Origin of the sequence: Dechloromonas denitrificans, from assembly GCF_020510665.1 — a bacterium.
GTDB classification, from domain to species: Bacteria; Pseudomonadota; Gammaproteobacteria; order Burkholderiales; family Rhodocyclaceae; genus Azonexus; species Azonexus denitrificans_B.
Genome location: NZ_CP075187.1, coordinates 1,242,349 through 1,262,236, shown reverse-complemented (window position 1 = coordinate 1,262,236; position 19,888 = coordinate 1,242,349). Strand labels below are relative to the sequence as shown.

At 61.4% G+C, this 19,888-nt stretch carries 19 protein-coding genes and 2 tRNA genes; 17 read left to right on the top strand and 4 right to left on the bottom strand.

Annotation, left to right across the window (positions count from 1 at the left end; genetic code table 11):
• The first annotated feature begins 17 nt into the window (after positions 1-17).
• The 8 genes from KI614_RS05860 (at position 18) to KI614_RS05825 (ending at position 10,083) form a co-directional block, all read left to right on the top strand.
• Positions 18-2,294, top strand: a complete 2,277-nt coding sequence (locus KI614_RS05860; RefSeq protein WP_226408523.1) for a TonB-dependent receptor — start codon at positions 18-20, stop codon at positions 2,292-2,294.
• 4 nt (positions 2,295-2,298) lie between these two features.
• Positions 2,299-2,796, top strand: coding sequence for a permease (locus tag KI614_RS05855; protein ID WP_226408521.1), 498 nt, complete (start codon positions 2,299-2,301; stop codon positions 2,794-2,796).
• Positions 2,797-2,825: 29 nt separating this feature from the next.
• Complete coding sequence (locus KI614_RS05850) at positions 2,826-3,764, top strand: hypothetical protein (protein WP_226408519.1); 939 nt, start codon at positions 2,826-2,828, stop codon at positions 3,762-3,764.
• 71 nt (positions 3,765-3,835) lie between these two features.
• A complete protein-coding gene (locus tag KI614_RS05845; protein ID WP_226408517.1) occupies positions 3,836-4,396 on the top strand; it encodes a carbonate dehydratase in 561 nt (186 codons plus the stop codon).
• A gap of 33 nt (positions 4,397-4,429) precedes the next feature.
• Positions 4,430-6,547 carry a TonB-dependent siderophore receptor gene (locus tag KI614_RS05840; RefSeq protein ID WP_226408515.1) on the top strand — a complete coding sequence of 706 codons (2,118 nt, stop codon included), beginning with the start codon at positions 4,430-4,432 and terminating at the stop codon, positions 6,545-6,547.
• Between the two features lie 13 nt (positions 6,548-6,560).
• Positions 6,561-7,310, top strand: coding sequence for an ABC transporter ATP-binding protein (locus KI614_RS05835; protein ID WP_226408513.1), 750 nt, complete (start codon positions 6,561-6,563; stop codon positions 7,308-7,310).
• Entirely contained in the window at positions 7,307-8,731 is a 1,425-nt protein-coding gene (locus KI614_RS05830) for an ABC transporter permease (protein ID WP_226408511.1), read from the top strand. The genes KI614_RS05835 and KI614_RS05830 overlap by 4 nt, the downstream gene beginning before the upstream one ends.
• Positions 8,728-10,083, top strand: coding sequence for a DUF3526 domain-containing protein (locus KI614_RS05825; protein WP_226408509.1), 1,356 nt, complete (start codon positions 8,728-8,730; stop codon positions 10,081-10,083). Before KI614_RS05830 ends, KI614_RS05825 begins: the two co-directional genes overlap by 4 nt.
• A 314-nt stretch (positions 10,084-10,397) precedes the next feature.
• Here KI614_RS05825 and KI614_RS05820 read toward each other — a convergent pair.
• Positions 10,398-10,482: transfer RNA gene (locus KI614_RS05820), tRNA-Leu, on the bottom strand.
• A 4-nt stretch (positions 10,483-10,486) separates the two neighbouring features.
• Positions 10,487-10,562, bottom strand: a tRNA-Val gene (locus KI614_RS05815).
• Between the two features lie 143 nt (positions 10,563-10,705).
• On the opposite strand from KI614_RS05815, the gene KI614_RS05810 reads away from it, so the two are divergent.
• Together KI614_RS05810 and KI614_RS05805 are read left to right on the top strand one after the other, a co-directional pair.
• Complete coding sequence (locus tag KI614_RS05810; RefSeq protein WP_226408507.1) at positions 10,706-11,383, top strand: hypothetical protein; 678 nt, start codon at positions 10,706-10,708, stop codon at positions 11,381-11,383.
• 24 nt (positions 11,384-11,407) lie between these two features.
• Positions 11,408-11,815, top strand: a complete 408-nt coding sequence (locus tag KI614_RS05805; protein WP_226408505.1) for a flagellar protein FlaG — start codon at positions 11,408-11,410, stop codon at positions 11,813-11,815.
• A gap of 67 nt (positions 11,816-11,882) precedes the next feature.
• Here KI614_RS05805 and yaaA read toward each other — a convergent pair whose 3' ends face one another.
• Positions 11,883-12,656, bottom strand: a complete 774-nt coding sequence (gene yaaA, locus KI614_RS05800) for a peroxide stress protein YaaA (RefSeq protein WP_226409256.1) — start codon at positions 12,654-12,656, stop codon at positions 11,883-11,885.
• A gap of 78 nt (positions 12,657-12,734) precedes the next feature.
• On the opposite strand from yaaA, the gene KI614_RS05795 reads away from it, so the two are divergent.
• The 7 genes from KI614_RS05795 to bioD are packed head-to-tail and all read left to right on the top strand — an operon-like array spanning position 12,735 to position 19,540.
• On the top strand, positions 12,735-13,907 hold the full coding sequence (locus KI614_RS05795; RefSeq protein WP_226408503.1) for a DUF2863 family protein: 1,173 nt from the start codon (positions 12,735-12,737) through the stop codon (positions 13,905-13,907).
• The gene (bioA, locus tag KI614_RS05790) at positions 13,907-15,271 is read left to right on the top strand and encodes an adenosylmethionine--8-amino-7-oxononanoate transaminase (protein WP_226408501.1); all 1,365 of its coding nucleotides are present in this window, start codon (positions 13,907-13,909) and stop codon (positions 15,269-15,271) included. Before KI614_RS05795 ends, bioA begins: the two co-directional genes overlap by 1 nt.
• A 32-nt stretch (positions 15,272-15,303) precedes the next feature.
• A complete protein-coding gene (locus tag KI614_RS05785) occupies positions 15,304-16,158 on the top strand; it encodes a putative RNA methyltransferase (protein ID WP_226408499.1) in 855 nt (284 codons plus the stop codon).
• 59 nt (positions 16,159-16,217) lie between these two features.
• Positions 16,218-17,381 carry an 8-amino-7-oxononanoate synthase gene (bioF, locus tag KI614_RS05780; RefSeq protein WP_226408497.1) on the top strand — a complete coding sequence of 388 codons (1,164 nt, stop codon included), beginning with the start codon at positions 16,218-16,220 and terminating at the stop codon, positions 17,379-17,381.
• Complete coding sequence (locus KI614_RS05775) at positions 17,378-18,091, top strand: alpha/beta fold hydrolase (RefSeq protein WP_226408495.1); 714 nt, start codon at positions 17,378-17,380, stop codon at positions 18,089-18,091. The genes bioF and KI614_RS05775 overlap by 4 nt, the downstream gene beginning before the upstream one ends.
• Complete coding sequence (bioC, locus tag KI614_RS05770; RefSeq protein WP_226408493.1) at positions 18,084-18,875, top strand: malonyl-ACP O-methyltransferase BioC; 792 nt, start codon at positions 18,084-18,086, stop codon at positions 18,873-18,875. Before KI614_RS05775 ends, bioC begins: the two co-directional genes overlap by 8 nt.
• On the top strand, positions 18,872-19,540 hold the full coding sequence (bioD, locus tag KI614_RS05765) for a dethiobiotin synthase (protein ID WP_226408491.1): 669 nt from the start codon (positions 18,872-18,874) through the stop codon (positions 19,538-19,540). The genes bioC and bioD overlap by 4 nt, the downstream gene beginning before the upstream one ends.
• Here bioD and KI614_RS05760 read toward each other — a convergent pair.
• Complete coding sequence (locus tag KI614_RS05760; RefSeq protein WP_226408489.1) at positions 19,523-19,876, bottom strand: Hpt domain-containing protein; 354 nt, start codon at positions 19,874-19,876, stop codon at positions 19,523-19,525. The genes bioD and KI614_RS05760 overlap by 18 nt on opposite strands.
• Positions 19,877-19,888: the final 12 nt, after the last annotated feature.

Here is a 19,888-nt window from a genome sequence, read left to right as displayed (position 1 = left end):
AGAAATCGGCACAGCGTATGCAATGGATCGTCTGCGGGGTTGCGGATGGTGACAGCGATGCGTCGACCATGGGTCGGTGCCGGTCATCTTTGCGCGTGCAGACGGTCAAGTTTAAGGATTTGACCATGCAAAGATATCTCCCTCGGGCAACAAATGCCTGTTTTCAACCGCGCAAATTGACGGCTACGGTGCTTGGTGCCATTGCTTTGTTGGCACCATCTGGCGTATTCGCAGATGATTCTGGGTCAGCACGTGCCAAGCAGGCAGCCTCCAACGTGGCCCCAGCCGAGCGTACTGCCGAGCTACCCACAGTGACGGTGAGTGCTGGCCAGAGCGAAATCAAGCGCATCTCCGCCGACACGTTGGATACCCGTTCTCTCGCCAACGTGCAGTCTGTTTTGCAGGACGTTCCGGGTGTCTCCTATTCACGTTCCGGCGGGCTAGGTGGCCAGATCGTGATGCGCGGGTTCAATTCAAATACGCCGCGCACCTTGCTGCTGGTTGATGGTGAGCGCTTTCGCGGGCGCAATACACTCGAATTCAACCTGATCGACCCCAACCAGATCGAGCGAATAGAGGTGTTACGCGGCCCAGGGTCAGCTTTCTACGGGCCGGATGCGATGGTTGGCGTAATTAACGTCATCACTCGCCGGGCCAAGGGTGATGTCAACGGCCCGCTTACGTTTACCCCTTTGCTCCGGGCGCTGGAGTACAACAGCGCCAGCGACATGAAATCGGTCCGGCTCGAAGGGCAGGCCATGGGCAATGGCCTGGATGCGCTGGTAGGCGTGAGCTACCGGACGGCAGGGAATTTTTCGTCGCCGGAAGGTACTGTTCCCAATAGCGATTTCACCGTTGGCCAGTTTGATTTGCGCGCCGGTTATCAACTTCAGCCCGGGCACCGCCTTGAATTGACGCTCAAGGCGGCCGATACGGAGAGCGGTCGAGCCGGCGGGATTGGCGGTGCACCTGGTTCGCCGCTGGTCGTCCAACGCGAAGACCCACTGCGTGAGCGCTATGCCCGCCTGGCTTATTCAGGTCGCCAGGAAGACTGGGGCGTGGAGCAACTCAACGCAAGCCTGTACGTGCGCAGCCTGTATTCGCGGCTGACGACGGAGAACCGCACGCAAAAAAACAAGCTGACGGTTTCCGAGAACATCGTCGACGGCCCCATCGTGTATGGCGGAAAACTCTCGGCACTGATGCCTCTTGGCCCGCATATGCTGACTTTCGGTACGGATTTTTTCCATGAAATGCGGAAAGGAGCTCAGTCCGGTTCGGAAGTCACAACGCTGAGCACGGGCAAGACAGTCATTACGCCCATCAGCCAGAACTCGCCGGATGCCGAACAGACCAATGTCGGGCTGTTCGCCCAACTCGATTATGTCTTCTCGGATGCGTGGTCGGCAAAGCTGGGGGGGCGAGCGGATTACGTAAAAAGCCGAACTGAAACCAGCCCCATCATTTCGCCGACACTGCAATCCGCTTATGAGCGCAACCGCGAGCGGACAGATCAGCCGCTGACCGGGGAGGTCAGCCTGGCCTACCACTGGAACGACAATCTCACGCTATGGAGCGGAGTCGGCACCTCGTTCCGCGTGCCATCGACTATCGAGAGCTTTGGTTCCAGTCGCCAGGGCACTGGCTACAACGTACCGAACCCCGAGTTGCGGCCCGAAGAGGGCAAGACGCTGGAAATAGGTACCCGCTACAGCGGGGCGGGCAAACGCCTGGACATCACCCTTTTCGATAGCCGTTACACCGATTTCATCGTCCGTGTGCCGATCACCTTTAATGGCCTTGCTTCCTTTCAAAACCAGAATGTGGGCAGCGCCCGGGTTCGTGGCATCGAGGTCGATGGCGGCTGGCAAATCAATCGGTCAGTTCAAGCCTATTTTGACCTTGCCTACCTGCGCGGCACGGACTCACAAACCAATCAGCCGCTGTCCTACCTGCCGCCGCTTAACGGACGTTTGGGCTTGCAGGCTGAGCTGGGTGGAAATGGGCAACTTGAACCCATCATGCGCTGGGCACGCGGCAAGCACGATGTCAACACAACGGCGGAAAGACCAACGGGCGGCTATGCGGTTTTTGACCTTTACTGGAGCAAGGATATGGGCCGCTGGTTGAATCGTGACGGGCGGACGGTTCTCAGCGTGGGGATCAGCAATGTTTTCGACCGCACTTATCGGCTGGCAACCACGGTTGAGGATATCCGCTATCCCATCTCGATGACCAACCCGTTACTCGAAACCGGGCGGGCATTCTCTGTCTCGCTGAAGTCGGATTTCTGACGCGATGAAGCCCGTAATCCTCATTCTTGGCAGCATTGCAATAATTCTGGTTTGGCTGGCATGGCGTCGTGACCCTGCGCTACTGAGCGGAGGTCTGCTCGAAGGCGGCAGGATGGCAGTTGATGTCTTGCCAATCATGCTCCTGACCTTTGTCATTGCCGGGCTGTTCACGCAACTTGTACCCAAGGAAGTTTTGCTGGACTGGATCGGTAACGAATCAGGCTGGCGCGGCATCGTTGTCGGCAGCATTGCCGGCATTCTGGCTCCTGGCGGGCCGATGACCATGTTTCCACTGGTCGGCTTGATCCAACAGGCAGGCGCTGGCATCGGCACCCTTGTAGCGCTGGTGACCGCCTGGTCGATGTGGGGCGTACGGATGATCCTGCTCGAATCAGCCTTGATCAGCCCCCGTTTTGCCTTATTCAAATTTCTGAGCTGCTTCTTTGTGCCCATGCTGGCCGGTTCCATCGCGCACCTGGCTTATGCGCGTTTTTGGAAATAACCCCAGTTTTCTTTCCCGATAGGAAAAACATGAACCCGAATTCTGAATTTTTGAAAAGCGTTGCCAACCTCGAAGTGCAGGTTGCAACAATTGCTTACTGCTGGGGTATTGATCTCGCCATGAAACGGATTGCTAAAGCGACGACCAATGACGCACTTCAGGCAACCCATCGCTGGTCACCCAAACCGGAAGCCCGTCGCTGGGATCCGCTGGAACTGGTTCGCCGACGGGACGCCTTACTCGTCCAGACTTATCCCGGTCTGGAGCAAGTGGAGGTGATCGACAAATTGGGCGACGTCACCACCAACCGCCTCGCCCTTGGGCACCACGGCACCGTCGAACCAAGCGCACAAGCCGGGAATGCCCGGATACTGGATTTCACCTGCCCCTTCATCGCCAATAGTGACAACCGTGCACGCATGCTCGTTGAGGCTGGCTACGACCTGATTCTGTTCGGCAAGCCCGGTAATCATCATTGTGAATTCGCCAAATCTGCTGCTGAGGCGGCTGGCCAGGTTGGTGTTATTGGAGAAATGGTAAGCGAGTTGCACGCACAGCTACAGGTGCCTGGACGCAACTGGGCCTGCCTGGGTCAGGTTACGGCCAATGTGGCGCTGTGGACTGCATTCATGAACGATCTGAATGCGCTGAAAATGCCGATTCATATTGTCGATACCGTATGCAGTGACAGTCATGACCGCCAGGCAGAGGGCTTACTCCTGGCCCAGCGCTGCGATGTCGTCATTCTGGTTAATGACCATGGTGGCTCGACACTCAGCATGTTTGAGACATGCCATGCAGCCAATCCAAACACCTTCCGTTTCGACCCGATGGCTGGGGAGGAACTCAATCCTGACTGGTTCGAGGAGGCTCATTCCGTTGCTGTTGTTGGCGGAATTCATGTGCCAAAGTGGATTCTCGACGAAGTTGGCGCGCGAGTTTCACGCCTGCGAAAAACTGAGGCTTAAGCGTGACAAGTCTCCACGCTTGTTCGGTAAGCCGAAACATATTGCCCCCTCTACTCAAAATCACCTGAACCATGATCCGCAAGAACCCGCGTGGCGACCTGCCGCAGATCCACGAATCCGCCTACGTCGACCAGACCGCCATCATCTGCGGCAAGGTCATCATCGAGGAAAACGTCTTCGTCGGCCCCTACGCCGTGATCCGTGCCGACGAGGTCAATGCCGAAGGCGGCCTGGAGCCGATCCGCATTCGCGCCCATTCCAACATCCAGGACGGCGTCGTCATCCATTCCAAGTCCGGCGCCCTGGTCGATATCGGTGAGCACACCTCGATTGCCCATCGCTCCATCGTCCATGGCCCCTGCGTGGTCGGCAACAACGTCTTCATCGGCTTCAACAGCGTGCTGTTCAACTGCACCGTCGGCGATGGCAGCGTCGTCCGCCACAACGCGGTGGTCGATGGCGCCCATCTGCCGGCGGGTTTCTATGTGCCATCCACCGAGCGCATCGGCCCGCGCACCGACCTCGCCGCCATGCCCCGCGTTACGGCGCAGGCCACGGAGTTTTCCGAGGACGTCGTGCGCACCAATCACGAGCTGGTGCAGGGCTACAAATGCCTGCAGAACGAATTTTGATCAATCAAACATAACTCGCCACTTAGGAAAGTCATGGACCACCCCAATTTCAAATACCGCGCTGTAACAATTGCCATTCTTGCCGCCTTCGCGCTGCCGGCTCATGCCCAGGAGGTGCAACTTCAGGAAGTCCAGGTCGTCGGCCGCAGCGAAGGCCGGCGCTATTACAGCGACGAAGCCGGCGTCGCCCGCGCCGAGACGCCGCTCCGCGAAGTGCCGCAGGCCGTGCGCGTCGTGCCGCGACAGGCCATTGACGACATCGGCGCGGTGCGGCTCGAAGAAGCCTACGATTACGTCAGCGGCGTCAATCGCCAGAACAGTTTCGGCGGCCTGTGGGACAACTTCTCGATTCGCGGTTTTGCGGGCGACCCGAACACCGGCGCCAATTTCCTGCGCAACGGCTTTGCCGGCAATCGCGGCTACAACGCGCCGCGCGACATGGCCAACGTCGAGCGTCTGGAAGTGATCAAAGGACCAGCCTCGGCGCTTTACGGCGGCAGTGAGCCGGGCGGCATCCTGAACATCGTGACCAAGAAGCCGCAGTTCAAGGCCGGCCATGCCGTGGAACTGTATGCGGGCAGCTACGACAGCTATCGAACACTGATCGATTCCACCGCCCCCCTTACCGACACGCTGGCCTATCGTCTGAACATGGCCTACGAGGACAAGGGCAGCTTCCGCGACCATATCGACAGCCAGCGCTACCTGATCGCGCCGTCCTTCACCTGGCTGCTGACCCCGAGCACGGTCGTCAATTACGACTTTGAGGCACTGCGCCAGAAAACACCGATGGATCGCGGCGTCATCGCTATCAACGGCAAGGTAGGCAGCATTCCGCGCGACCGTTTCCTGGGCGAACCGAACGATGGCGACGTGACCATCGACAACAAGACCCACAACCTGACCGTCGAGCACGAGTTTTCCAGCGACTGGAAGGCCAAAGCCGGCCTTGCCTACCGCACGACCAGCCTGGAGGGCTATTCGACCGAAGCCAGCCCGCGCACGGCGGGAAGCATCCGCTGGACGACGGCCGGTGCGCCGATCATCGAGCGTGAACGACGCTACCGGGACTACAGCTCTACCGACCTGTCTTTCCAGGGTGAAGTCCACGGCAAATTCGCCACCGGTTCGATCAAGCACGAGGTATTGGCAGGTATCGACAGCTACCGTTTTGAACTTGACCAGGTGATGAAGCGCGGACGGTCAACAAGCACCTACGGTCTGAATATCTACAACCCGGTCTATGGGCAAACGCCGCTTGCCTTGAACACGACGCCAACCAATACGCTGGAAACTCAGAACAACACAGGCTTTTTCCTGCAGGACCAAATCGCCTTCGCAACGGACTGGCGTTTGCTCGTTGGCTTGCGTCATGACCGTTTCCACCAGGAAATCGATAACCGCAGTAATGGCAAGCAGACCGAACAGGAGCATGGCGTTACGACGCCGCGCCTGGGCTTGACCTGGCTGGCGACGCCGACCCTGTCGGTTTACGCGCTGACCAGTGAATCTTTCCGGGCCAATAACAGCATCGATGCCGGCAACCAGGCCTTTGCGCCGGAGCGTGGCAAATCCAAAGAAATCGGTGTGAAGTACGAATCACTGGACAAGCGCTACGGCGGCACGATGTCAGTCTTCGAAATCGACAAAAAAAATGTGTTAACCAATGACCCGGCCAACGCAGGGTTCTCCATCGCCGCTGGCGAAGCGCGCAGCCGGGGCATTGAATTCGACTTCTCGGGCCAAGTGACCGACAAGGTGCGCGTTCTTGCCAACTACGCCTTCATTGACGCCGAGATCACCAAGGACAACAACGCTGCCCTGGTTGGTGCCCGCCTGATCAACGTGCCGAAGCAGAGCGGCAGTGCGCTGGCCATGTATGAGGACGGCTTCAGCGCCGGACGCTACGGCTTCGGGGCAGGCGCCACCTACGTCGGCAAGCGTGCCGGCAACTCGCTCGACAGCTTCGAACTGCCGAGCTACACGACGGTGCGCACGATGGCCTACTGGAAGCCGAACAAGACCCTGCGCTTCTCGCTGGATATCGACAACCTGTTCGACAAGACCTACTACGCCAGCTCCTACGACGTTTACTGGATTACGCCGGGTGCGCCGCGCACCGTCACGCTCGGTATGCAGGCCAAGTTCTGAGATGGCGCACACGATGATCGAGCTTTCTTCCTCCTCCAAGCCTCCCGTACTGGAAATTCGTGAGGTTGTGACGGGCTATGGCGCTGCCATGGTCCTGAACGGCTTGAGCCTTGCCATCCAGGCAGGCGAAATCCATGCCTTGCTCGGCGCCAACGGTGCCGGCAAGACGACCACGCTCAATCTGCTGCTTGGTTTTGTTCAGCCGCGTAGTGGTCAGGTGCGCGTCAATGGCGTCGACCCAGCTGCCAACCCCACAGCGGCACGGCGCCATGTGGCTTACATTCCGGAGAGTGTGGCGCTCTACGGGCACCTGAGCGCGCGCGAGAACATCGCCTACCTGCTGGATCTGGCAGAGCAGCACGCAGACGCCCAGGTCATCGCCGAGGCTCTGTCTGCCGCCGGCCTGGATAGCGCTGCGCACGACCGGCGCGTCTCGGGCTTTTCCAAAGGCATGCGGCAGAAGGTCGCCATTGCATTGGCGCTGGCACGCAATGTTCCGGCGCTGCTGCTGGACGAACCCACATCGGGCCTCGATCCTCAGGCGACAGCGGAATTCAACCGCTTGCTCAGTGCCCTGCGCGGTCAGGGCGTCGCAATCCTCATGGTCACGCACGATCTGCTGGGCGCGGCGGACATCGCTGACCGGATCGGCTTCCTGCGCGACGGGCGTCTGGTTGAGCAAGCCACAGCGGGCGCCGGTCCGGAGCGCTTCGACGTGCCGGCACTGCATCGCCACTACGTCAATGCCGAGGTCTCGCGATGAGCGCCGCGTTCCGCATTGCACGCGAAGAATGGCGACTGCTATGGCGGGACCGGGTCGCGGTCATGGGACTCGTACTGCTCCTGATGTTGACGGCAATGTCGGCGTTCACTGCCTGGGAGCAGCGCCAGGGGGCAGACGCGGAGCGCTCGCGCTACCAGGACCAGGCGGACCATGAGTTTGCAGCACAGCCTGACCGGCATCCTCACCGCATGGTCCACTATGGTCAATTTGCCTTCAGGCCAGTCAATCCGCTGGCATCCTTCGACGCCGGCATTGACCCGTATACCGGGCACACCCTCTATCTGGAAGGCCATCGCCAGAACAGCCCCAACTTCGGTGATGTCCGCCAATCATCCCTGATGCTGCGCTTCGGCCAATTGACGCCGGCCTTCGTGTTGCAAGTTCTGGCGCCGCTCCTCCTGATCTTCTTGGGGCACGCATCCGTGGCGCGCGAACGCGAGAGCGGCACCTTGCGATTGCTGGTCACTCAAGGCTTGCAACCCGGCCAGTTGGTGGCGGGGAAACTGCTGGTTCTGGCCGGGGTGGCGGCGCTGGCGCTGGCACCGGTGGTGCTGACGCTGCTCTGGATTGGCACGGCAACGTCGGCACCGCTCAGCCTGGCGCTGCTGTTGATCGGCGGCTACGGCATCTGGCTTTTTTTGTGGGCCGTTACCGTGGTGGGCATTTCAACGCTGGCGGCGCGCGGGCGAGACGCGCTGATCGTGCTGCTCGCACTGTGGGCCGTCAGCGTGGTACTGGTACCGCGCCTCGGGGCCGATCTGGTGGCGTGGTCGCAGCCGCTGCCGACACGATTTGAAACCGATATTTCCGTTGCCAGAGACCTCGCCGCCATGGGCGATAGCCACAACCCCGACGATCCCTACTTCAACAAGTTCCGCAAGAAGGTGTTGACGCAGTACGGCGTCAGCCGCGTCGAGGATCTTCCTGTGAACTACAAGGGCCTGCTGGGCATGGAAGGCGAACGACTGACCAGTGCGCTATTCAACCGATACGCCGACGCAAGTTTCTCCGCTCAAGAGCAACAGCTGCGGTATGTGGACGCCTTCTCGCTGGTCAGCCCCGTGATCGCCCTGCGTCGCGTCTCGATGATCGCTTCCGGTACCGACCTGCATTCATATAGAGGCTTTCTTGAGCAGGCCGAGCAACACCGCTACCAACTGATACAAGAGCTCAATCGCCTGCAGGCCGAAAAGCTCACCTATGCTGGCGACCGGTCCAGCGACAACCGCATCGGACGCGAGCACTGGCAAGACATTGCCGATTTTCGCTACGCAGCGGAGGCGCCTGCCGACACGCTGCGCCGTGCCTTGCCGATGGCCTGCGTGCTGCTGGCGTGGTTGGCTTCGCTCGTCGGCTTGCTGGTGCTGGTCTCACGCCGTCTCGGGAGGTCGACACGATGACCTGGCTAGCTCACGAATGGCGCCTGCTGTGGCGCTCACGCCTGGCCATGGCCGGCTTGTTGCTGTTGTTGATTCTGTCCACGCTGGCGGTCGGTTCTGGTCTGAGTGAAGTCTCCCGCCAGCAACAGACCATTGCCCGGTTGGCCGACCTGCAGCGGCAAGAATTGGCGACTCAGCAACCGAAACTCACGCACGAGGGCGATGCGGGAACAGTCGCTTACTACACTTTTCTAGGTACCTGGGATGAACCTTCGGACGCCGCATTCCTGGCGCTGGGCCTGCGCGATGCGGCACCCTACGTGCTGCGCGTGCGTGCGCTTGCGTTGCAGGCGCAATTGCACGACGGTGAAGTCTTCAACCCCGAACTGGCGCTGGCCGGGCGCTTCGATTTCGCCTTCGTGCTGGTCTATCTGGCCCCACTGATCCTGATCGCACTGCTCTACGATCTCGTTTCCGGCGAGCGGCACGCCGGCCGGCTGGCGACCCTGCTGGCTCTGCCAGGGGCGGCACGCGGCCTGTGGGTGCGACGGGCTGCCCTGCGCGCCGCCCTCGTCTTCGCTTGTCTTTGCCTGCCGATGCTGGGCGGTGCCTTGGCCAGCGGAATGTCGGCGGCCACGTGCGCCGTGGTACTGGTCACGGTGTTCACCTACGTCGCCTTCTGGAGCGGGCTGGCCCTGATCGTCGCGACGCGGGGCTACAGCTCGATTGCCAACGCCACGGCCCTGATGGGCTGCTGGGCAGTCCTGACGCTCGTGCTGCCTACGGTCGGCAATGCGGTTCTGGCGCAATCCGTACCTGTGTGCCAAGGCGTCGAGCTGATGCTGGCGCAACGCCAGGCGGTCCATGGTGCCTGGGACCTTCCCCGCGAGGACACCATGCAGCAGTTCTTTCGCACGCATCCGCAATGGCAACACACGGCGCCCTTGCCGGCAGGTTTTCACTGGAAGTGGTACTACGCCTTCCAACAACAAGGAGACGAGAGCGTTGCGCCGCAGGTGGCCGCCTACCGCGAGGGCCTGCTGGCGCGCCAGCGCTGGAGCAAACGCCTGGGCTGGTTGTTGCCCGGTGTCGGCGTTCAAGCCATTCTGCATCGCACGGCCGCCACCGATCTGCTGGCCCAACTCAGCTATCAGGATGCGATTGCAGCGTTTCATGCGCAGTTGCGTACTCACTACTACCCCTACCTGTTCAACGAAATCCACTTCGGAGCCGATGACTTTGCCCAATTGCCACGCTTCCAGCCAGCCCGGGCCGATGGGGTCGTACCCAGCGTTTCATTGTTGGCACTAACCCTTGTCGCAGGATTGGCTGCGATGCTCGGTATGTGTGCAGGTCGCCAAACGGAGAGGTGAAACGGGAATAGAACTCCTTCAGCATCCGAATAAAGTCGACCAGCACCTTGATGTCGGCATCCTTGCTGTAGCGTTGGGTGGCATCGGAACAGTCCCAAAGCATCGGGGTGTCAAACACTTCAATCGCGCCGTCGCTCTGTTCTCCCCCAGATACTCAATAGACATCTGAAGCTCAAGCGGATACCGTCAATCCTACCGCCAGTTACCGTCGGATACCAATGACTGTCACCGGACAAAGATGGACACAAAAAAGGCCGGAACCCTTGTTTTCACTAGGTGTTTCGGCCTCATTTGGACTGCTTTGGAACTATTTTTGGTGCTCTGGGCGAGACTCGAACTCGCACACCTTGCGGCACTACCCCCTCAAGATAGCGTGTCTACCAATTTCACCACCAGAGCAATTTGGTGCGTCCTGACGGGCTCGAACCGCCGACATTCTGCGTGTAAGGCAGACGCTCTACCAACTGAGCTAAGAACGCGAGGGGGCGCATTATAGCCTTGCCTACCCGTACCGAGTCAATACATTTTTTGATTTTATAAAACCACAAAAAAAATCCTCAAGTTCCCCTAAAACCTGCCGTTGATGAACTCGTGACTGCATCGTGCGTCTCGGGAGAGGATCATGGACATCAGCAACATCAACAGCAGTACTGTCAGCAGCCTGCGTAACAGCGACAGCGCAGCCGGCCGTATTGAACGCGAAGGCCGCAGCAGGGAGCAGGATGCGCCGGTACGCGCCCCCGAAAATAAAGCGGGACAACTGCTCAAGGCCCTGGAAAAAACACTGGATCAGTCAGGCCTGGCACCGGCGGCATCATCGCGCCCCCCGGTTGCGACCGAGACACAAGCCAATGATGCGGAAAGCGCAAGTTCAAGCACGGCCCAGAATGCCGGACAGGCCCTGCCCGAATTCATGAATGCACTCTTCCAGGCACTGAATGCGACCGGCAACAGCGCACAACGTGCCGAATCGAACGAAGCCACCGAAGACGGCGGCACCGTTTCCGCCTCGCGTCGAACGGATGCTTACAGCGATCTGGCCGGACGTTTGCAGAATCTCGCCCAGTCCCTGGGGACGCCGGCCGACAGCGGCAGCGGCACGACGGGAAGCAGCAAGACCGGCGATCTCGAAACTTCCTTTCGAAATCTGGCGCTTGCCCTGCAGGGCAAGACCAGTCCGGAAACGTCGCCCCAGAGCGCACCTGATTTGCAAAGTTTCCTCAAGACCCTGGCGCACAATCTGAACAGTACGGGCAGCAGGCTCGACAGTGCCGGCAATCTGGTCAACACCCAAGCATGAGCACTGTATTTTGGAGTATTTGCCATGAGTGAAATGAAATTGAATGCGCCGCTGCCCACACAGGGAACGCAAGCCCTGCGGCAAGGAATGGCGCCCACCGAAGAAAAGCGGATCACGGCCAGTGACAACGCGCGCCTGGCAGCCAACGAGGCGAGCAAGGAAGAGAAATCCGGCAAAACGAAGCAAACCCTGAATGCCAAGCCGAACGCCAAGGAATTGAAGCAGCTGACCGATGAGTTGCAACGCCGGGTCGGTGGGGCAGGTTCGCAGCTTGAGTTCTCGATCGACAAGGAAAGTGGCGAATCCGTCGTCAAGGTTCTCGATCGCCAGACCAAGGAAGTCATTCGCCAGATTCCTTCCGAGGAAATGCTGCGCATTGCACGCGGCCTGGATCGTTACAAGGAAGGCCTGCTGATCGACAGCCAGGCTTGAGCCCAACACAAAAGGCCCGCCGGCGCTGAATGCCGGCGGGCCTTTTTTATTTCAGACAGCCAGAAATTCAGCTTTCCCGACGACGGAAAACCCAGTGTTTTTCGTCCGACACATCCGGCGCATAGGTATAGCCGTCGCCATCGAAATCCTTCAGCCCTTCCGGATCACTCAGGCGATTCAGCACGGCATAGCGCGTCATCAGGCCACGCGCCCGCTTGGCGTAGAAACTGATGATCTTGTACTTGCCGTTCTTCCAGTCTTCAAAGACCGGCTGGATCAGGCGGCCGTTGATCTTGCGCCCGACCGCCGCCTTGAAATATTCCTCGGAAGCGAGGTTGACCGCGACAGGATGGGCCATGGCGGCCAGTTCGGCATTGATCGCGTCAAGCAACGTTTCACCCCAGAAGGCGTAGAGATCCTTGCCTGCCTTGTTGGCGAACTTGGTGCCCATTTCCAGCCGGTAGGGCTGGATCAGGTCGAGCGGCTTGAGAATGCCGTAGAGGCCGGACAGGATGCGCACCTGGCTTTGCGCAAAGTCGAGATCGGCGGCGCTCAGGGTCTTGGCGCTTAGACCGTCGTAAACATCACCATCGAAAGCAAGTACCGCCTGCTTGGCGTTGTCCGGAGAAAACGGCAGCGACCACTCGGCATAGCGGTTGAAATTGAGCAGCGCCAGCGGGTCGGATAGATCCATCAAATTGGCGATATCGGCCGGCGACAGTTTGCGCAACTGCGTGATCAGCGTCTCGGATTGTTTCAAGTAAGCCGGCAGCGTATGTGTGGCAACGTGCGGCGGCGTCTTGTAATCGAGCGATTTGGCGGGAGAAAGGAAGATCAGCATGAGGTGAATTTTGTGCATTGCGATACGCCGGATTTTACCGGCTGGTAAAATCCTGTCTTTGTATTTTCTGGAACACCCATGAAACGAACCCGCTTCGGCTCGCGTGACCGTCTTTCCCGCGATGCTGCAGAACTCCAGCGTCTGGCCACCGGTCTTTCCGAATCCGGCGGCAAGCTGGAAGACAGTTACTGGGAAGCCCAGCTTGCTGAAACCGTCGACAGCCTGCTCAAGAATGGCGCTGAAGACGACATCAATACTGCCCTGGATCGCCTGTTCGAAGCCAATCCGCGCGCCCATGACGAACTGGCCGACATGGTCGAGTCACGCGCCGAAACCGGACAACTCGAATTCAAGGGCATCGATTTCGACATCCAGCTTTTTGCCGCCCCGGTACTGGCCTGGTCGCGTTTTTCGATTCCCGCCTGTTCGCTGCCCAAAACCACGCTCGAAGCCCTGAAAGTACAACTCGGCGCCCACGTTTTCGGCGGCGATGTACGTATTGCGCTGGCCGACTTCCTGTTCAGCCCCGACCAGCTGCCGCGCAGTTTCTGCGACACCTGGCAACTGACCCGGACGCTGGGTCACGCCACGCTGGCCGGCGAGCATGTCACGGTCGACACGCAAGGTATGGCCGAAACCAACCGTTTCCTGTCTGACGTCCGTTACCTCGTCGGGGCCATCGCCATCCCGCGCGGCAAAGCGCTGTTCCGCTGGAACGAGAAGGATGGCACCAAGGAAGCCGCGCTCAAGGAGTGGATCAAGCAAGGCAGTCCGAACCTCGAACCGCTGCTCACCGGTTGTGCCTGGCAACCGCTGCTGGCCGACGCTTACCACGCCGCCTGCCGCAATGCCGACCGCCTGTCGCGCCCGTATTCGCTGAAAGCCTCGGTTGCCTTCCTGCAGACCATGCTCGGCCTGATGCCGGCTGACCTCCGCGCCGTCGTCGGCCCGTGCTACGACCGCCGGATGGAGGAATACCGCGTCGGCCTCGGCCCGAAGGACAAGGACGACACTTACCACGGCATCGTCTGGCCACTGCTCGGCGCTGAGGATGAAGCGACCGATGCGGCCGGCGAGATCGAAGCCGTGTTGCGCGAATGCGGCGTCAAGGACGTGCTTTTCCTCGACCACCATTTCCCGATGGAATTCTGCGACGACTGCGGCGCCCCGCTCTTCCCCAACCGGGACGCCGAGCTGGTGCACGCCGAAATGCCGGAGCAAGCCGGCGAAAGTTCGCAAGCGCTGCACTGATGAAAACATCGTCGAACCAGGATTGGCTGGCGCGCAGCCAGGCCGCCGTCTGGCACCCATGCACGCAGATGCAGCACCATGCGCAAACGGCCTCGCCGTCGCATCTGCCGCTTGTCCCGATTGCCCGCGGCAGCGGCGCCTGGCTCTACGATTTTGACGGCAAGCGCTACCTCGACGGCATCAGCTCGTGGTGGACCAACCTCTTCGGCCACGCCAATCCGCGCATCAACGCGGCGCTGAAAGACCAGCTGGAAACGCTGGAACACGTCATGCTGGCCGGCTTCACGCACCAGCCGGTGGTCGAGCTTTCCGAGCGTTTATCGGCGTTGACCGGGGGAACGCTCGGCCACGCCTTCTACGCCTCGGACGGTGCATCGGCGACCGAAATTGCGCTGAAGATGAGCTTTCATTACTGGCGCAATGTCGGCCGGCCGGAAAAAGCCGAATTCCTCTGCCTCGCCGGCAGCTACCACGGCGAAACCGTCGGCGCGCTGGCCGTCACCGATGTCGCACTGTTCAAGGATGCCTATGCCCCGCTGGTGCGCCATGCGGCGCACGTCCTGCCCTCACCCGATTTCCGTCTGGCCGAGCCGGGCGAAACGCCGGCCGACGTTGCCCGTCGCGCCGCCGCCGGCCTGGCCGACTGGCTGGAGAAAAACGGCACACGCACGGCCGCGCTGATCGTCGAACCGCTGGTCCAGGGTGCTGCCGGCATGGCGATGTACGCCCCGGAATACCTGCGCCTCGCTCGCCAGTTGTGCGACCAGCACGAAGTTCACCTGATCTGCGATGAAATCGCCGTCGGCTGCGGCCGCACCGGCACCTTCTTCGCGCATGAACAGGCGGAGATTGACGGCAAACCCATCCGGCCCGACCTGATGTGCCTGTCGAAAGGCATCTCCGGCGGTTATCTGCCGCTCTCCATCGTGCTGTCGAGCGACACGATCTACAACGCCTTTCTCGACGACTCGGTGGCTCGCGCCTTCCTGCACTCGCATTCCTACACCGGCAACGCGCTGGCCTGCCGGGCAGCGCTGGCGACGCTCGACATCTTTGCCGAAGACGACACTATCGCGGTCAACCGCCAGAAATCGGCCAAAATCGCCAACGCCCTCGCGCCGCTGGCGGACCATCCGCAAGTCCGCCATCTGCGCCAGCGCGGCATGATCGCCGCCTTCGACGTGATCAGCGACGATCCGCATTTTTCGCGCCGCTTCTACCGCGCCGCACTGCAGCGCGAAGCGCTGATCCGCCCGATGGGCAACACCATCTACCTGATGCCGCCGTACATCGTCAGCGACGAAGAAATCGCCCATCTCGGCGAGGCCGTTGCCGGCGCACTGGCTGCAACATTGGCCGGCTAAGGCAACAACACGCATCCGGCCAGACATCGTCCATGACCATTGCCTCCTTCACCCAGCTCGCCTGCCCGCTCGACGGCGCACCGCTGCATTGCCACGGCACCGCCTGGCGCTGCGCCTCCGGGCACAGTTTCGACATTGCCAGCCAGGGCCATACCAACCTGCTGCCGGTCCAGAACAAGCGCTCGCTCGATCCGGGCGACAGCAAGGAGATGGTCGCCGCCCGCCGCCGCTATCTCAATGCCGGCTACTACCAGCCAATTGCCGAACTGCTCAGCCGCGCCGTGCTCGACGAACTGCCACCGAACACGACGCTGAACTGCCTCGACGCCGGCAGCGGCGAAGGCTACTACCTGCGCCAACTGGCGGCGGCTGCCGAAAGCCAGGGCCAGTCGCTTGCCCTGCTCGGGCTGGATATCTCGAAATGGGCCGTGCTCACCGCCGCCAAGCAGGACAAGCGCCCTGGCTGGGTAGTCGGCAGCAACGCCAACCTGCCGGTGCTGCCGGCCACGCTGGATCGCGTGCTGTGCCTGTTCGGTTTCCCGGTCTACAACGAATTTGCCCGCGTTTTGAAACCCGGCGGCCAGTTGATCCAGATCGATGCCGGACCGGACCACCTGCGCGAACTGCGCGAAATCATTTACCCGCAACTCAAAGCCGAACGGCCGGCCGAAAATCTCGTCCCCGCCGGATTCAGCGCCCTGCCCGGTGACAGCGTGCGTTTTTCGCTGAGCATCAGCGGCCGGGAACCGATTGCCGACCTGCTGGCGATGACGCCGCACCTCTATCGGGCCAGCGCCGAAGGCCGTGCCCGTGCGGCAGCGCTGAGCGAACTGAGTTTCACCGTTGACGTCCGCCTGACGCGCTTCCGTCGCGAAATGGCCGGCTGATCGACCGATGCTGGATGTAAGCGACAATAGATAATGCCCCGGACATGGAACAAGCCACGATGATTGAATCCAGACTGCGCAGCGAAATCGGCGAACTGGCCGACCTTGGCCTGACCCGCCGCCGCCGCGTGCTGGCCTCGCCCTGCGGCCGAATGGCTACGGTCGACGGCCGGGAATTGCTCAATTTCGCCAGCAACGACTACCTCGGACTGGCGGGCAACAGCGCCATCGCCCAGGCCATGGCTGACGGCGCATTGCGCTGGGGTGCAGGCAGCGGCGCCTCGCACCTGGTCAGCGGCCATCTCGCACCGCACGAACAGATCGAACAGGAAATCGCCACTTTTCTCGGCTTTCCACGCGCCCTGACTTTCTCGACCGGCTATCTGGCCAACCTCGCCACCGTCCCGACACTGGCCGGACGCGGTGCCGCCGTCTTTGCCGACAAGCTCAATCACGCCTCACTGATCGACGCCGTGCAACTAGCCAAGGCACAAGGCGCCGAAAGCCACCGCTACGCGCACAACGATGTCACGGCGCTCGAACGACTGCTCACCGCCAGCAGTGCATCGACCAAGGTCATCGTGACCGATGCCGTGTTCAGCATGGATGGCGACCTGGCGCCGCTGCCGCTGATCCTCGAACTGGCCGAACGCCACGATGCCTGGCTGGTGATCGACGATGCACACGGTTTCGGCGTACTCGGCGCACACGGCAAAGGCAGTCTGGCGCACTTCAACCTGCCGGCCTCGCCACGCATCCTGCTGATGGGCACGCTCGGCAAGGCGGCCGGCGTCGGCGGCGCATTTGTCGCCGGCTCGGAGATCGCCATCGAATACCTGCTGCAACGCGCCCGCAGCTATATTTTCACGACGGCGGCACCACCGGCCATCGCTTGCGCACTGTCGGCCAGCCTGAACATCATTCGTCAGGGCGACGCACTGCGCACTCACCTGATGGCGCGCATCGGCCAGTTGCGCCAGGGCCTGCAAGGCCTGCCGTGGACGCTGCTGGCTTCGCCGACGGCGATTCAACCGCTCATCGTCGGCCAGAACGAAGCTGCACTGGCCCTGTCGAAAGCGCTCTGGGAACGCGGCCTGTGGACGCCGGCGATTCGTCCGCCCACCGTCCCGAAAGACACGGCGCGTCTGCGCATTTCGCTGTCGGCAGCCCACACGGCAGCCGATATCGAGCAACTGATCAACGCACTCAAGGAACTGGCATGACCGCTCCGCTTGTTTTCATTCCTGGCTGGTGCCTCGGCCGCGGCCCGCTCAATACTGCGGTCGACGCGCTTCACGGCCGCTTTTTCGACCTGCCCGGCTACGGCGATGCCCCGCTGATCGAAGATTTCGACGCCGCTGCCGCCGATGTCGCGGCTCGCCTGGCCCCCGGCAGCACGCTCTGCGGCTGGTCGCTCGGCGCGCAACTGGCACTCGCCGTTGCCGCACTGGCGCCGGAGAAGGTCGGCAAACTGGTGCTGGTCGCCGGCACCGCCTCTTTCGTCCAGCGCGATGCTTGGCCGCACGGCATGCCCCTGCCGATGCTGGCCGAATTCACCGCCGCCATCGCGGCCGATCCGGAAGCCATGCTGCCGCGCTTCGTCGGCGGCTTCAACCGCGGCGATGCCAAAGCCAAATCGGTCACCCACGACCTGCTTCAGCTGGCCGACCCGCGTCCGTCCGGCCAGGTGCTCGGCACCGGCCTGGCCTGGCTGCGCGACGTCGATCTGCGGCAAGCCGCCGGACAGGTCAAGGCACCGAGCCTGCTGCTCAACGGCTCGGCCGATCCGCTGATGCCACTACCGGCCGCCCAGGCCCTGAGCGCACTGATTCCCGGCGCCCGTCTTGAAGTGTTCAACGACTGCGCCCACGCGCCATTCATCTCGCAACCCGACGAATTCATCGCCCGGATATCGACCTTCCTGAATGACTGACTTTCCGCCACACGCAACGGACAAGCGCCCGCCCAAGCAGCGCATCCGCCAGTCCTTCGAACGCGCTGCCGCGACTTACGACAGCGCTGCCGACGTCCAGCGCCGCATCTGCTGCCGCCTCGCAGCCGGACTGCCGGTAGGACTCGCCCCCAACCGCCTGCTCGACGCAGGCTGCGGCACGGGTTATGCCCGCCACCTGCTTGAAACACGCTTTCCCGCTGCCGACTACATCGGACTCGACCTGTCACCCGGCATGCTGTCCCGGATCGATGCCGGCAAGTTGCGCATCGCCGGCGACCTGGAGCATCTGCCGCTGGCCGATGCCTGCGTTGATCTGTACTGGAGCAGCCTGGCCGTGCAATGGTGCGAACTGTCCCAAGCCCTGAGCGAAGCCCGGCGCGTACTGCGCCCCGGCGGCCGCATCGCACTGGCCAGTCTCGGCCCGAATACCTTCCACGAACTGCGCCTGGCCTTTGCCGGCGTCGATGAATATCGCCACACGCTGGCCTTCCATACGGTGGATGAAATCAAAAAACTGGCCCAAGCCAGCGGCCTTGTCGCGGTCGACGTGCAAAACAGCACGGAAATCGCCCATTACCCGGATTTCCGCAGCCTGCTCAAGGCCGTCAAGGCGATCGGCGCCAATCAACTGGGCGACGGCCGGCGCACCAGCCTGATGAGCCGCAGCAGCTTCAACCGCGCCGAAGCCGCTTTCGAAGCCAGCCGCACGCCAGCCGGACTCCCGCTGACCTACGACGTTCTCACCCTTTCCGCCCAGACATGAGCCAAGCCTACTTCCTGACCGGGACCGATACCGAAATCGGCAAGACCTTCATCACCTGCGCCCTGCTCCACAAGGCGGCGCAATCCGGCCTCAAGGCAGCCGGCCTGAAACCGGTCGCAGCCGGTACCGATGCGGCCGGTTTGAATGAAGACGTGGAGAACATCCGGGCCGCCAGTTCGCTCAAATTGCCGCTCAAGGTCGTCAATCCCTACTGTTTCAAGGCCGCCATTGCACCGCACATTGCCGCCGCAGAAGAAGCCGTCGAGATGGATTTTTCCGTGATCAAGACCGCTTGCCGCGAGGCCGGATCGCAGTCCGACCTGCTGATCGTCGAAGGTGTTGGCGGATTTCGCGTTCCGCTGGGTGTCGACCGCGACAGCGCCGATCTGGCCGTGGCGCTCGATCTGCCGATCATTTTTGTCGTCGGCATGCGTCTCGGCTGCATCAACCATGCCTTGCTGACGATTGATGCGATTGCGGCACGCGGCCTGAGCATCGCCGGTTGGGTTGCCAACCGGATCGACCCTGCCATGTCACGCTTCGACGAAAACCTGGCCACCCTGGAAAGGCTGATCCCGGCACCGCTGCTTGGTGTCGTGCCGCATGCACCGGTCGGCGGCGCTGCCGGCGCGGCGACTTTCCTGCGATTACCCGGCGACGCCTGATTCAGCCTGCAGGACGCCGGCAACCTCCAACAGACGGGCGCGCAGGGCGGCCACGTCGTCGGTCAGAACGGCCGTATTGCCGAACTTGGCTTTCTGCTCGATGGCAAATGCCATGGCGGCACCTGCGTCATCGGAAAATGTCGACAGCAGACCCTTGATCGTATGCGCTTCGCGCTGCAGGGTTTTTGCATCACTCGCAGCCATGGCGGCATCGAGCGCCGCGCAATTGTTGTCGACATCCTGCAAATACATGTCGAGCATCATTGCGAGAATATCCTGATCGCCCCCCAGCCGATCGAGAATGACGCGACGATCCAGTACAAATGCTTCAGCCACTATCTTTCTCCC